This is a genomic window from Pseudomonas sp. B329, from assembly GCF_023127835.1.
Lineage (GTDB): Bacteria > Pseudomonadota > Gammaproteobacteria > Pseudomonadales > Pseudomonadaceae > Aquipseudomonas > Aquipseudomonas synxantha_A.
In genome coordinates, this window is record NZ_SPKP01000027.1 from 21,002 (window position 1) to 35,035 (window position 14,034).

A 14,034-nucleotide genomic window follows, 5' to 3' on the forward strand; every position below is an offset into this window, starting at 1 on the left:
TCAGTGCAAATGTTGGGGTTGGATGAGGCCGATTGGCGTTGGTTACGCACTAAAGGTGTCTTGACATTGGGTACCTCAAAAAACGCGTCCGCCCCTTTTGAATTGACCTCCAGCGAGCGCGAGTATGAAGGCCTGACCGCCGATTACGCTGAATTGTTGGGGGACTTGCTGCATGTCACCATCAAAGTGCAGCGCTATCGAAACCGGGTGGAGCTGATCGAAGCACTCAAGACAGGTCAAGTCGATTTGGTGGGCGCTCTGGAGGCCACCGAGTTAAGTGACCCGCAACTGACCCAGTCAATCGCCTATTTTGATGACCCCTCAGTGTTGGTAGCGCCTGGCAGCAGCGCTCGTGGTTTACCAGAAAAGCTCACGGGGCTTCGGCTTGCCATGCTTGATCAGTATATGAGCCCTGCGGAAGTGGCGGCGTTGTATCCGTATGCAACATTGCAAACATACCCGACGGCCTTTGATGCGATGACAGCATTGGCGTTTGGCCAAGCCGACATTTACTTGGGGGGCGGTATTGGCGCGAATTACCTGATCAATAGAAACCATTTCGTGGATTTGCAGTTTTTGAGCTTTATCGACGACAAATCAGGGGCTTTCGGTTTTGTGATGAACCGAGAGGACACGCGCTTGCTGCAACTGGTGAACCGTGTGCTGAGTGCGATTTCTCATGAGGAAAAAAACCGGATCACTCGACGCTGGAAGGCGAGCGCTGTGTCCGTTCATGGTCGCGAAGAAATACAGTTCGACGATGCCGAACAGCATTGGCTGGAGGGCCATCCGCAGATAAAAGTGGCAGTCATGGACGGCAATCCGCCCATGTCCTTTTTTGACCAGAGTAAAAAATTCCGGGGGATTAGTGCAGATTTGCTGGAAAAAATCAGCCAGCGCATTCCTATAACATTCGACACGGTAGTTGGAAATTCCAATGACGAACTGATCGACTTGGTACTGGCGGGTAAGGCCGATGTGGTGGCAACCTTTCATACCTCACATAAGCGGCTGCTTTTTACCCGACCCTATTGGACAAGCCCTTATGTGCTGAGCACGCGTATCGGTACGGGCGCACCAGGTAACCTGAGTGAGTTGTCAGGCAAAAGCCTATCTCTGGTGGCCAAGAGCCCGATGGCCGAATACTTGAGCATCTATCATCCAGGCATCAAGGTTGTTCAGTCGGTCAATGCCGCAGACTCCATGTCGATGCTGGTCGCCGGCAAGGTCGATGCTGCTCTGAGCCCGCTTATCAGCGCGCAGTACCTGATCACCAACTACTACCGTGACCGATTGCGCATGATAGGTGCCATTGGTTCGCGGCCGGCGCAACTGGCCTTGGGCACAAGCCGAGGCGAGCCGGAGCTGTATTCGATTCTCGATAAAGTCATGGCCAGTATTCCTCTCGATGAAATAGATGAGATGACCAATCGGTGGTTCGGCAACGCGGTGGTGGAAAACAACTATTGGGACACGAACCGCACTGTCATGTTTCAAGGGTTCGCCGTGGTGTTGGCGCTGTTGATCGTAGCGTTTTGTTGGGTGGCCTACTTGCGGCGCCTTATTCGCAAACGCGTGACGGCGGAACGGCAATTGAACGAACAGATGGCGTTCATGCGTGTGTTAATTGACAGTTTGCCTCACCCTATTTACGTGCGTGATCGCCATGCTCAATTGATGTCCTGCAACACTCAATACCTGCTTGCCCTAGGCGTCAGCCATGATGATGTGCTGGGTAAGGGGGTAATTGATGGCCTGGGCGATAAAAGCCCATACGCCCGTGTCCTTGAGCAGGAGTACTTCGAGGTTATACAGAGCGGTGAGCCACGGATCAGCGACCGGCTCATGTTTGTCGCGCAAGGTCAGGAGATCATGGCCTATCACTGGATTTTGCCGTTTCGCGACAATGACGGTGATGTAAAGGGCATCATTGCAGGGTGGATAGACATCAGTGAGCGGGACCGCCTCAATGGCGAACTGCAGACAGCCAAGCTGGACGCGGAAAACGCCAATCGAGCAAAAACCACTTTTCTAGCGACGATGAGCCATGAAATTCGCACGCCCATGAATGCGATCGTAGGCATGCTTGAATTGGCCATGAAAAAAGCCGATCAAGGCGCGTTGGATCGTTTTGCGATCGAAGTTGCGTTCGGGGCTGCTCAAGGCTTGCTGGGATTGATCGGCGATATTCTGGATGTTGTGCGTATCGAGTCCGGACGCCTTGAACTGGCACCCGAGCGGGCAGCTTTCAAACCTCTGGTGGAATCTGTTGTGCGCGTGTTCGAAGGATTGGCGCGGCAAAAAAAGCTGACACTCATAGTGGAGTTTGACGCTCAAGCTGATCGAGATGTGTATATCGATCCTCTGCGTTTCAAGCAAATCCTTTCCAATTTACTGAGTAACGCCATTAAGTTCACCCAAGAGGGCAAAGTGGTCGTCAGTGTGCACGCTCAACCGTCGGATAGTGCGGATCAACTGATGGTCAGAGTACAAGTGCGAGACACCGGAGCAGGCATTTCCAAAGAGGATCAGGAGCAACTGTTTCTGCCATTCAGCCAGGTTGGCACGCCAGGCGAGGGCCAGCAGGGGGGCTCGGGTCTAGGGTTGATGATCAGCCGGACGTTGTGTGAGTTGATGCACGGTGAGTTGAGCTTGCACAGTGTCCTGGGAATCGGAACACAAATTGACGTGGTGCTGGTGTTACCGGTCCTTGAGCGCGTGACGCAGGTGGCACAGGATATTGAAGCAGGTATTCCTGGCAAAGTGTTGAACGTGTTGGTGGTGGATGACTATCCGGCCAATCGTTTGTTGTTGCAGCAGCAACTGGCCTATCTAGGTCACATCGTCTGCGATGAGCCCGACGGTGCTCATGGGTTGCGGTCCTGGCGTAACGGGCATTTCGATGTGGTAATCACTGATTGTAATATGCCGGTTATGAACGGCTATGAGCTGGTCAGGCACATTCGTGCGGAAGAGCAGCGCACGGGTACATCTCGTTGTCTGATACTTGGGTTCACGGCCAACGCGCAGGCCGAAGAAATTGATCGCTGCCTGGCAGCGGGCATGGATGATTGCCTATTCAAACCGATCAGCATGCAAGAACTGGCGGCCCGTCTTCTACCTGTAGAGCCGATTTTCATAAGGGACATCAATGAGCCGAGCTCGCTGGGAGGCCTCGATGGTGTAGACCTGACAAGTCTGGAGCAACTGACTTATGGCGACAGGGCTTCGATTGTTCATTTGCTGAGGGACCTTGCCAAAAGCAACGAAGAAGACCTGTCGCGCTTAGTGAAGCTCTTCAGTGATGGTGATCTTGCCGCGATGTCTGACCTCACACACCGAATCAAGGGCGGGGCACGAATCATCAAGGCCCAGAGGTTAATTCAATGTTGCGAGCAGGTACAGATCGATTGCCAAAACTTGGATCACGATCGGCTTACGCAATCTGTTGACGCCTTGTACCAGGCAATGGAAGCGCTGGCGCAGACATTGGAAGAGCGTTTAGACCAATAGCCATCAACCTCCAGCAGGCAGATCGTGCGATCGGCCACTCATGGAAAATGCTTATCAGTGGTCCGCACGCGATGAGCCGCTTCAATCAGCGTATTCGTGCAAAAGAAGCGTTATGCAAGACGCACTCATTACTTTGTGGAGAACATAGCCATGCCTGTACTACCCCTACGGGTCCTGGTTTTGGAGGACCATCATTTTCAACGAACCATTGCGGTGAACCTGCTCAAACAGTTGGGGTGCGATACGGTACTGGCCGCCGCCAACGGTGCGCAGGCACTGCGCACCCTGCACGAAGTCGGGCCGGTGGATATTGTCTTGTGCGACCTTCACATGGAAGGAATGGACGGCCTCGAGTTTCTGCAGCGCGCGAAGAATGCCGGTTTAGTCCGCTCGGTGATCATTAATAGTTCCCTGACCGAAGACGTGCGTCGGGCCGCTAGAAAACTGGTGCCGCTGTTGGGCGGAGTACTCTTGGGTGATGTAAGCAAACCATTGGAAATCAATGCGATTGAGCCGTTGTTGAGACACTACTTGAAAGAGGCGAGTACCTACCAGAACGTAAGCGCCTGCAGCATCGCGATTGGCGCCGAGGATGTACGTTTAGCCATGGCCCATCAACAGATGGAAACCTACTTTCAACCCAAGGTCGATCTGCGCAGTGGTGACGTGACAGGTGTCGAGGCGCTGGCTCGCTGGAACCATCCTTTCAGTGGTCTTGTGTCGCCTGCTGTGTTTATGCCCGCAGTGGAAAGCTGCAATTTGTTGAACGAACTCTTTTTTGCCCAGCTCGAGGACGGTATGAAATTGCAGCGCGAAGCATTGAAGCGCGGCTGTTTTCTCAATGTCGCATTCAATGTACAGCCTATCCAGCTCACTAACGTCACTTGGGCGCTCGAGGTGAAATCGCGTTTGGCCAGCCATGGTTTGAGTGGGGCAGGGCTGACTTTCGAGCTGGCTGAGAACGGTCTGATGGAAGCGTCATCGGCTTGCCTGGAAAACCTGGTGCGTTTACGGATGCTCGGGTGCCGATTATCTATTGATGACTTCGGTGTGGGCTTTTGTTCGTTGCAACGTTTATGTCAGTTGCCGTTCAACGAAATCAAGTTGGATGGGGAGTTTGTGCGCACGCTCGATCGTGAGCCGTACTGCCGTGCCGTGGTCGTCAGCACACTGGCCTTGGGAAAAGCCTTGGGAATGACGGTCGTGGTCAAAGGTATTGAAGCACAACGCCAACATGAGCAGTTGCTTGACCTGGGATGTACGCAGGGGCAGGGCTTTTTGTTTGCCCTGCCGATGAGTTGCGAGCCGTTGTTGGATTGGATCGAGGCAAGATCCAAGTGAGTTGCGTGGGCATTCATTTATGATCCCCCCTACACCCGGCAGATATGGAACGGTGGGCGACCGTATTTTTTGGTGGTGAAAATTCCCACTGGTATTAGTGCTTTTTCCTCAAGAAGGTATCCCTCAAGAAAGCGACAATCTACGCAGGATCTGGGCTGGCTAAAATCTCTCATAGATTTTGAGTTTTAGGTCGATGCTGGTTTTCATTGTGTTGTGCCGCGACCTGAAATAAAAAACTTTGAAGGGTAAAGCAATAAATTTGTTGAGGGAGTTGAGCGTGGCTACCCCGTATTTACGAATTCTGATTGTGGATGATCAGCTGTTGCAAAGCGTATACATAGAAAAGCTTTTCAATAGCAATGGCTATTACCGAGTCGCGCCTGTTGCGTCATTTAATGAGTTTTTATTGTTGGCTTCACAAGCGATAGATAAATTTGATCTGGTAGTTTTAAATGGTGCGATAAAAGGGTGCACGCCGGCGAGGTTGGAGGAAGTGCAGCAGAATTGTTCGAGTATCGGCTATATATTGATTTATGGTGCCCGGATTGCTGGAACGGCCAACAGTGGCACTGTTGGTGAGCGTCAAGCAGTGATTGAATTATCTGGAGTGCCAGGCATCGAGTCGATAAAAACGGTGATGCAATCTGTCGATCCGAGAAAAAATTAAAGCGTAATAACGAACGACAACGAACCCGTTTCGTCATTTGTAACACCTCTTTGCCCTGCTGTCAGACGGCGGTATGCATTGCCCCTTATGGAGAGGTGAGGGTTATAATGTAAGCGCCTGAGCGGATAAGCTTACCTTTGCGATCCAGTACTTCATATTGACGATTGTAGTAACGGCTGTTAGATCCGCTGTCACTGACTAAGCTGACATGGGCCGCTGCGTACTCGGGTGTGATACCTGCTGTCGGATTATCAATACTCACAATGTCAATGGATGTGTCGCGCACTACAGTCGGGCAATCACTCAACGTAAACGCGGCATTTGAAAGAGGGCCCGAGTTACAACCGGACTCATCAATCCCTCCAACGATTCGAATAGTGCCGTGCTGGTCTGGATAATCTGCCAGGCACACGCCACTCAAGGCAAACATAAAACTGAGACCTATCGGCCAATATCTACCGTTCATCGCAAATACTCCGTATGGGTTTTGGATGCTTACGTTGACAGTATAGGCGACCTTCTTGACATTTTTATGACCGGCTTTTTTTGTTGGTTGCCGTGTAGGTCGGCGTATTGGCAAGGGATGCAAAGAATGGGCCAGAAGCTGAAGCCCGCATGAGACGGTAGCGCGACAATAATTTTATTGCCTTGTTGCTCTGGCTTATAGGAAGGGCGGCGTCATCGATTATCACGCATGCCGGGGTTTGTTATTGTCATCGGTTGGGAATTGAATCAATCCATTTGGATAGCATCAAGAAAAGCCGGGTTAACCGATTAGTTGTCGTTGTTAGATGTTGTTTGAAGGGTGGATTGGCGCTATTCAATACTTTTTAGGTTTGTCGTGAAAATTCCCATGTCGCCGGGGGAAATTTCCTCTAAAAGTTTAAGCTCGGGACAAATACAATAGATCATCTTATAAATGCTGTGGATTTTTGAGCAGGTAGATTTGTTTGAGTGCTGTAGATTGATCGCTTGGCTGGAATTTTATTTTTAATTGTAAGCAGAGAAGGTGTTCTTCTCTAGTTGAATTTTTTTGCGATTTTTAAGATTGTAGTCTCGTCGGAAGCTTTGAGTGTGCTAATGGCCGCCTTTACGGATAAAGCGGTAACCATGGATGGCATTTAGTATGTTCTTGAGAGGTTTTTGGCGGGTGCTATTGGGGGTAAAAAATGAAAAATCAATTAAGGAAGTATAAAATGAAAGCTAAAAATTCTACGTTGTTGGGCGCGCTGGCTATTACGCTGGGCGCGGCATTTATTGTGCCAGTGGCTGGTGCAGCAGATGGCCTCATTAACTTCGAGGGCTCGATTACGGCGCAAAGCTGCACAATCAACGGCGGCGCGGGTAGAAACTTCACCGTCACACTGCCTAAAGTTTCCAGTGCCTCACTGGCAACCGCAGGTGATCGAGGCGGCCGTACGCCATTCCTTATAAACTTGACTGATTGTGGTGCGCCATTGGATGGGGCGGTGAAGGTCTTTTTTGAGCCAAGCACCGACGTCGATATTGCAACTGGTCGTTTGAGGATTACGAGCGGTAATGGCAATGCTACGAATGTTCAGGTCGGCTTGCTGACTGAGCAGCAAGATGATATTCAAGTCGGTCAGGCTGCCTCTGCATACCCATCAACTAACTTGGTGGCGGGCGCGGCAACATTTAAGTATTTTGCTGAATACCACTCCCTGGGTCTGGCTACCGCAGGCGGAGTTACAACTCGAGTAAACTACAGCATCATTTACCCGTAATTGATGTGGGTGCGACGGTCAATGGCTGTCGTACCTTTATTTATTTTTTTTCTCGAAAATTTATTTTAGTGGATTTCCTGATGAAGCGTAACGTTTCCTTGTGTGGGTGGGTGTGTCTATTGGCGCTGTTTTTAAGTGGTCCTGCAAAGGCCAGCGTAGTTATCGGGGCCACTCGAGTGGTTTACCCGGCCAGTGAGCGAGATGTTTCTATTAAATTAACGAATAATGGTAGCTCTCCTGCACTTGTACAGGCATGGGTCGACGCTGGGGACCCCGCAGTGTTGCCGGAAAACAGCGACGCCCCATTTGTGTTAACCCCGCCAGTTTCGCGTTTGGACCCTAGCAAGGGGCAAACATTACGATTGATGTTTACTGGCGCAGAATTACCACAGGATAAGGAATCGCTGTTCTGGTTGAATATCTTGGAAGTCCCGCCTGTGTCTACCAGTGGTGTAGAAACTGAACTGCAGCTGGCGTTTCGTTCGCGCATTAAAATTTTTTTTCGCCCGGACAATTTATCTGGGGCAGTGATAGACGCGCCGAAACAACTACGTTGGCAAGTAAAGTCGGTAGCCGACGGTTGGGTGCTGGAGGGTTATAACCCTACGCCTTATTACATTACGCTCGTTAAAGCGGGGGTAGTAATAAGCGAAAAAGTTTTTAGCAGCGAAAACGGCGAAATGCTGAGCCCAGGCGGCAAGGCTACGTTTTCTCTGAAGGGATTGCCTGGCAAGCCAAGCGTCGGTACCCAGGTAGATTTTACCGTCATCAATGATTTTGGCGGCGGCGATGCTCATAAAAGCAAGCTTGAGCAGTAAAACCGGCTAATAGCATGCAAGGTGAAGGACATCACAGCATATGAGCATGGCAAAAGCTGTAAAAAAATCTCAAGTACCCGAGTTTTCGATATCGTTAAATTGGTTGTCCTTGAAATTCGGTGAGAAATGCTATTTTCGGTTTTTGCAAATGACCGTTGCTAGCTGTGTATTGCTGTCGCACGTTGACAGTGCGCGGGCCGAGTTGCAAGGCGATGCGTTGGCAGATGTCAGCTTTAATAGTAATTTTTTCCGAGGCGCAGAAACGGTAGACGTTTCACGTTTTGCCAACGGTAACCCCATCTCAGCGGGAACGTATCGGGTAGATACCTTTGCGAATGGTATCTGGATTGGCCGCGATAATGTGCTGTTTCGTGCTGTGGCGGGGAAAAAGAATGCCGAGCCCTGTTTCACATTGAGGCAGCTGGACAGCATGGCGGTAGATACAAGTAAAGTGCCGGCGAGTGGAAATAGCGACGAGGAGTGTCGGGGCATCGATCAGTGGGTAGCCGATGCGTCGTTCAGTTTTGATTCTTCTGATTTGCGCCTGGATTTAAGCTTGCCGCAGGTTTCGTTGCGTCGTAATGCGCGGGGCTATGTCGATCCAAAATACTGGGACCCAGGTATTAATGCTGCTGTATTGGGCTACGATTTCAATACCTATCAGATGCAAAACGATGGCTTGAACAGTACGTCTTCCTACCTGGGGATTGACTCCGGGTTGAACATAGGTGATTGGCAGCTTCGCCATCGCTCGTCGATGACTTGGCAGAGTGGTCAAGGTCGGCAGTGGCAAAAAATTGCAACTTATGCACAACGCAACATTGCTCCGTGGAACAGCAAGTTAACTATTGGGGAAACGAATACCAGCGGTGAGCTGTTTGACAGCGTTGCGTTCCGAGGCGTGCAGTTGGCCACCGATGACCGCATGCTTCCAGACTCACTGCGTGGTTATGCCCCTGTCGTTCGTGGCGTCGCCAGCACCAATGCATTAGTTGAGATTCGTCAGAACAACGTTTTGATCTACCAGGCCCCGGTTGCGGCTGGCGCGTTCGAATTCAATGACCTGTACTCAACCGGCTATGGTGGCGAGTTGGCGGTCACGATAATCGAAGCCGACGGCAGGGTACACGGCTTCAACGTTCCTTATGCTTCTGTGGCGCAATCGTTGCGCCCAGGCACTTTTCGGTACAGCCTGACGGCTGGTCAGGTAAATGAACGTTTTTTGCATGACCGGCCGCAGTTTCTGCAAGCCACTGTGCAGAGAGGGTTCACCAATCTGGTTACGGGGTACGGTGGTGTACTAGCCAGTGATGGTTATGGCGCTGGTCTTATAGGTGCTGCGCTTAACACAGAATATGGCGCATTTTCGCTGGATCTGAGTCATGCCCGCACAGAGATCGAGGCTCAAGGTACGCAGTCTGGGCAGAGCGCCAAGCTGGGTTACAGTAAGTTGCTGACTGAGACCGGCACCAATTTTACGGTGGCAACCTATCGCTACTCAACCTCCGGTTACCTGAGCTTTCGTGATGCATTGAATCAGCGCGAGTTCGCCAGCAATGGGCAACTGGAATTCAACCAGTTCAATCCGGCACGTGATTCGCTCGACGGGCCTCTTGATCTTCGCCTCACTCAACAGGCGCGCGATTTTGCCCAGAGCCAGGCGCTACGTCGTCAACGTAACAGTTTCGAACTGACGGTTTCACAACCCTTGGGCGAATTTGGCTCGGTGTATGTCACCGGATCCAAGCGTAACTACTGGGCAGGGGGCGGTACTGATACCCAGTACCAGATTGGTTATAACAACCATTGGGGCAGTCTGGGTTATTCCGTCTCCGCGTCGCGCACACGAGATGTAATAGGCCGTACCGGTACCGAATACTATTTGAGTTTTTCGTTACCCTTGGGTACGGGGAGCCATGTGCCCTCGTTCAGAAGTATGGTCACACGTGATAATCAGGGGGATACCAATACACAGGTCGGGTTGAGCGGTACCGCAGGTGTGGACAGCCAATTTGATTACGGCGTGACGGCTACCAATAGTACCCGTGATGAAACCGGCAGCAGCGCATCGACTAACGTGCAATACCGTAGCCCGGTTGCGACGTTAAGAGGATCTTACGGGCAGGGGAGTGGTTTCAAACAAGGTTCCGTAGGGGTTAGTGGGGCGATGGTGGCACACAGTGGTGGCGTGACCCTCGCGCCTCAGTTGGGGGAAACCATGGCGATTGTCGAGGCTGATGCCGCCAAGGGCGCACGGGTCGTTAACTCCTCAGGGCTACGTGTGGATGGTAATGGTTATGCGGCAATTCCTTACCTGACGCCCTACAACACAAACATCATTGAATTAGACCCGACAGGTTTGTCCAATCATGTCGAATTGCAGAGCAGCAGCCAGCAGGTTGCACCTTATGCGGGCGCAGTGGTTAAGGTCAAGTTCGCAACGGTTAGAGGGCGGGCTGTGTTTATCCGGGCTCTGGGCCCTCAAGGTGACGCGTTGCCCTTCGCCGCCGATGTGCTTGATGCCAAGGGGCTGAGCGTGGGTATCGTGAGCCAGGCAAGTCGCTTGTATGTCCGGGGTATCCCAGATAGCGGTGTGCTGACGGTGAAATGGGGTGAGAAGGCCGAACAACGGTGTTTTGTAAGTTATCAATTGCCTCCGTTAAATGAAAAAGACGAGGCCAGTAAAACACTCGAAACTCTCGACGCGAAGTGTGAGGCGGTGGGGCCTGCGCCTAAAAAAGCATAGTGCAATAGGTACAACAGTTTTATAGCATGGACGTAAGCTGACGAGTTGCGTTTGCAGCGTAAACGGTTAATGGCATGGATGGCTGAAAAGAGTTGCAATGGCAAAGGTTGCTTTGCCTGTAACACTGACGCGACACATGTCGCAACTTTCAAGAGGAAGTAATGCAATGCAAGAGTTGAACGCACAAGAAGTTGAAATTGTTTCGGGCGCTGGCATTTTTAAAGCAGTTGAAGGCCTCATCTTTGGTCTGGAATCCGGCACTCTTGAAGGCGCACAGATTGGTAAAGGTGCGCTCGGCTCTGCGGTCGGTAGTATTACCGTCGGTATTGGCGCCGGTGTGCAAGGCTTTTTCCGAGGGCTGTTTGGCGGCTGGTGGTAACAGCGACCAATCAAGCTTGAATGACTATTAATTTTAGAGGTTGAATGTTTATGCAAAATCTTAATTGTAAAGAAATCGATGCTGTTTCCGGCGCCGGGATTGTCGACGGTCTTATCGGGTTCGGCGATGGTCTTTACTCAGGCACACGTGAAGGCGCCCAGATTGGGACTGCCGACGGACTTGGCGTTGCCGCAGCTGTTGCTTCGGTTACTGTTGGTGTGAGCCGCGCTCTTAAAGGGCTTTGGGTTGGTTTTTGGGGTTCTTGGTTCTAATGTTTTCGACACGCAGGTGCTCGCGCGCCTGTGTGTTGTTTGATAGCGGGCACAGAGGATTAACTTCATGTTTTTACGCACTCGATGAAAATTAAAATGAGCATAAATCCCAGCTTGATTAAAAAACCCGAGAGCGACAGGCTTAACAATGAATTTAAGTCTGCTTTTTCAAAAGTATTTCTACTGAGCCTGTTTTCCTTAGGGTGGGCTCCGGAAGCATTCAGTATCTGCTCGACTCCGTCAAATACACCGACTCGCGGATTGAATTTGAGCGTGGGTGGAAATATTCTTGTATCACCTGACGCGGCGATAGGTTCAGTCATCTATTCCAAAACAATTGAATATGTAGGTGATTCAGTCAGTCCCTACCTAACCTGTACTGGGAATGCCACAAGATTCCGGTATTGGCGCTGGAATACTGAGGGTGGAGGAGCAGTCCCTGGGTATGCGGATGTGGTGTTTCCGACATCCACTAGGGACGTTGGCGTTCGAGTAAGAGGTCCTAACGGTGTTTACATTAAAACACGAGGCCTGTATGACCAATACCCACTGCCCTCTGGGTCTATTTCGCTTAATTATGCAGGTGAAACTCGTATGACGTTTGAGCTTGTAAAGCTTACACAGAATGCAAGCACACTTTCATTGCGCGGGTTCAGTATTCCAACCATCGATTATCAGGTAAATGAACAGGGTAGTGTATATCAGAATTTTAATGCTTCTTGGCAAGGGGATATAAACGCCAGTGCGTCAACTTGCAGCGTCGGCAATGTCAACGTTAACTTGGGATCACACGCCTCTTCGGTTTTTGTTAACACAGGTGATAAGTCGCCCGCCGTCCCCGTCGTTGTCAATGTGACATGCAGAAGAGCTACGCCTGATGTAGGAATAAAAATTGACCCTGTTTTTTTAACGGTCAACGCTTCCAATGGAATTTTTTCACTTGATCCTGGCTCAAGTGCAACGGGAATCGGGGTGCAGCTCATGACGCAAAACGGGACGCCAGTGAACCTGGACCTTCCGATCAAAAACTCTACCGTTGCAGCAACCAGTTTTTCTTTCCCTCTTCAAGCAGCGTTCATAAAAACTGGCGCGACGGTGAGGAGTGGGAGTGCAAGGTCCTCACTCAGGACCACCATTACTTATCAATAATCAGCCCCGTCTTGCGATGCAGAGGCTGTAGGTTGGACGGCTGTCGGCATGGTTAAGTGAGTGACGCTTTCTGATTGAACGGCTGAACCCGGGCGCCGGTTGGGTCCCTGCACAATAGTTGAAAAAAATGACTCTTGAAAAACCATTATTCCGTCTGAAAGCCCTGGAAGCTCATAAACAACAGTGGCTCGGCGAAATTATGATGATCCGTCCGACCTCTTTCACGTTTCTCACGCTGATGGCGGCCGCCATGGCCGCGTTGGTCATTGGCTTCCTGTTTTGGGGCAGTTATACCAAGCGCAGCACTGTGACGGGTCAATTGGTTCCAGCCAGTGGCCAGGTGAAAGTTTATGTCCATCAGCCCGGCATAGTGCTCGAAAAATTCGTGAATGAAGGCCAGATGGTTCAACGTGGGCAACCGTTACTGAGCCTCAGCAGCGAGCGCTATGGCAGCGATGCCGGGCCTGTACAGGCGGGCATCAGTCAACAACTGCGCCAACGGGGCGATTCCTTGCGCGATCAACTGGAGAAACAACGTCATCTGCAAGTTGACGAACGTAACAGCCTGACCAGCAAGGTTGCCAGTCTGCAGCAGGAGGTCACTACTTTAGTGGAGCAAGCGCAAAGCCAGCGTCGTTTGGTTGCACTGGCCACAGATGCCGCTGAGCGTTATCAAGGGTTGATGGACAAAGGCTACATTTCCATGGACCAACTCCAGCAGCGTCAGGCTGAGCTGTTGGGGCAACGTCAGAGCCTTCAGGGCTTGGAGCGTGAGCGTACATCGCTGCAACAACGTCTGGCCGAAAGTCGGACCGAACTCGCAGGCCTGCAAAACCGGCAGGCTAATCAGCTGGCGGAGGTTCAACGTCAGCAGTCTGCGTTGGAGCAGGAGCTTGCAGAAAGTGAAGCCAAGCGCAACCTGTTGGTCACTGCGCCGGAAGCAGGCATCGCTACCGCAGTACTTGCCGAGGTAGGGCAAACCGTTGACAGCTCACGTCCGTTGCTGAGCATCGTCCCAGCCGACACGCCCTTGCAGGCGGAGCTCTACGCACCGAGTAAATCCATCGGTTTCATTAAACCGGGAGACTCGGTACTGATTCGCTATCAGGCCTATCCCTATCAGAAGTTTGGCCAGTACCAAGGCCAGGTTCAGTCCATCTCGCGTGCCAGCATTTCCTCCACCGAACTGACGAGCATGGTTGGCAGCGTGCCGGGGTTGGCGCAGCAGGGCGAACAGGTCTATCGCTTGCGGATCCAGTTGAATGACCAGTCGGCACTTGCCTATGGCGAACCACGGCCGTTACAGAGTGGAATGCTGTTGGAGGCCGATATTTTGATGGACACCCGATTTCTTTACGAGTGGGTGCTTGAACCGTTGTACAGCTTGACCGGCAAACTTTAGGA

At 51.4% G+C, this 14,034-nt stretch carries 12 protein-coding genes; 10 read left to right on the top strand and 2 right to left on the bottom strand.

Annotated features, from left to right (window positions below):
- Positions 1–66 precede the first annotated feature (66 nt).
- The 3 genes from E4P00_RS15735 (at position 67) to E4P00_RS15745 (ending at position 5,521) form a co-directional block, all read left to right on the top strand.
- Entirely contained in the window at positions 67–3,513 is a 3,447-nt protein-coding gene (locus tag E4P00_RS15735; protein WP_248131989.1) for a transporter substrate-binding domain-containing protein, read from the top strand.
- A 150-nt stretch (positions 3,514–3,663) separates the two neighbouring features.
- Positions 3,664–4,854, top strand: coding sequence for an EAL domain-containing response regulator (locus E4P00_RS15740; protein WP_248131991.1), 1,191 nt, complete (start codon positions 3,664–3,666; stop codon positions 4,852–4,854).
- A 277-nt stretch (positions 4,855–5,131) separates the two neighbouring features.
- Positions 5,132–5,521, top strand: a complete 390-nt coding sequence (locus E4P00_RS15745) for a hypothetical protein (RefSeq protein ID WP_248131993.1) — start codon at positions 5,132–5,134, stop codon at positions 5,519–5,521.
- An 85-nt stretch (positions 5,522–5,606) separates the two neighbouring features.
- On the opposite strand, the gene E4P00_RS15750 is transcribed toward E4P00_RS15745, so the two are convergent.
- The gene (locus E4P00_RS15750) at positions 5,607–5,987 is read right to left on the bottom strand and encodes a type 1 fimbrial protein (RefSeq protein WP_248131995.1); all 381 of its coding nucleotides are present in this window, start codon (positions 5,985–5,987) and stop codon (positions 5,607–5,609) included.
- A 703-nt stretch (positions 5,988–6,690) separates the two neighbouring features.
- Between E4P00_RS15750 and E4P00_RS15755 the strand changes: the two genes are divergently transcribed.
- From E4P00_RS15755 to E4P00_RS15775, 5 genes are all read left to right on the top strand, one after another.
- Positions 6,691–7,266, top strand: coding sequence for a fimbrial protein (locus E4P00_RS15755; RefSeq protein WP_248131997.1), 576 nt, complete (start codon positions 6,691–6,693; stop codon positions 7,264–7,266).
- A gap of 80 nt (positions 7,267–7,346) precedes the next feature.
- On the top strand, positions 7,347–8,084 hold the full coding sequence (locus E4P00_RS15760) for a fimbria/pilus periplasmic chaperone (protein WP_248131999.1): 738 nt from the start codon (positions 7,347–7,349) through the stop codon (positions 8,082–8,084).
- Positions 8,085–8,124: 40 nt separating this feature from the next.
- The gene (locus tag E4P00_RS15765) at positions 8,125–10,830 is read left to right on the top strand and encodes a fimbria/pilus outer membrane usher protein (RefSeq protein WP_248132001.1); all 2,706 of its coding nucleotides are present in this window, start codon (positions 8,125–8,127) and stop codon (positions 10,828–10,830) included.
- Between the two features lie 97 nt (positions 10,831–10,927).
- Positions 10,928–11,209: a hypothetical protein gene (locus E4P00_RS15770; protein ID WP_248132003.1), complete on the top strand. Its 282-nt coding sequence runs from the start codon at positions 10,928–10,930 to the stop codon at positions 11,207–11,209.
- Positions 11,210–11,253: 44 nt separating this feature from the next.
- Complete coding sequence (locus tag E4P00_RS15775) at positions 11,254–11,481, top strand: hypothetical protein (protein ID WP_248132005.1); 228 nt, start codon at positions 11,254–11,256, stop codon at positions 11,479–11,481.
- Positions 11,482–11,546: 65 nt separating this feature from the next.
- Here the strand turns inward: E4P00_RS15775 and E4P00_RS15780 are convergent, their stop codons facing one another.
- Positions 11,547–11,804 carry a hypothetical protein gene (locus E4P00_RS15780; RefSeq protein ID WP_248132007.1) on the bottom strand — a complete coding sequence of 86 codons (258 nt, stop codon included), beginning with the start codon at positions 11,802–11,804 and terminating at the stop codon, positions 11,547–11,549.
- 271 nt (positions 11,805–12,075) lie between these two features.
- On the opposite strand from E4P00_RS15780, the gene E4P00_RS15785 reads away from it, so the two are divergent.
- Positions 12,076–12,630 carry a fimbrial protein gene (locus E4P00_RS15785; RefSeq protein WP_248132009.1) on the top strand — a complete coding sequence of 185 codons (555 nt, stop codon included), beginning with the start codon at positions 12,076–12,078 and terminating at the stop codon, positions 12,628–12,630.
- A gap of 127 nt (positions 12,631–12,757) precedes the next feature.
- Positions 12,758–14,032, top strand: a complete 1,275-nt coding sequence (locus tag E4P00_RS15790) for an HlyD family efflux transporter periplasmic adaptor subunit (RefSeq protein WP_248132011.1) — start codon at positions 12,758–12,760, stop codon at positions 14,030–14,032.
- Positions 14,033–14,034 lie beyond the last annotated feature (2 nt).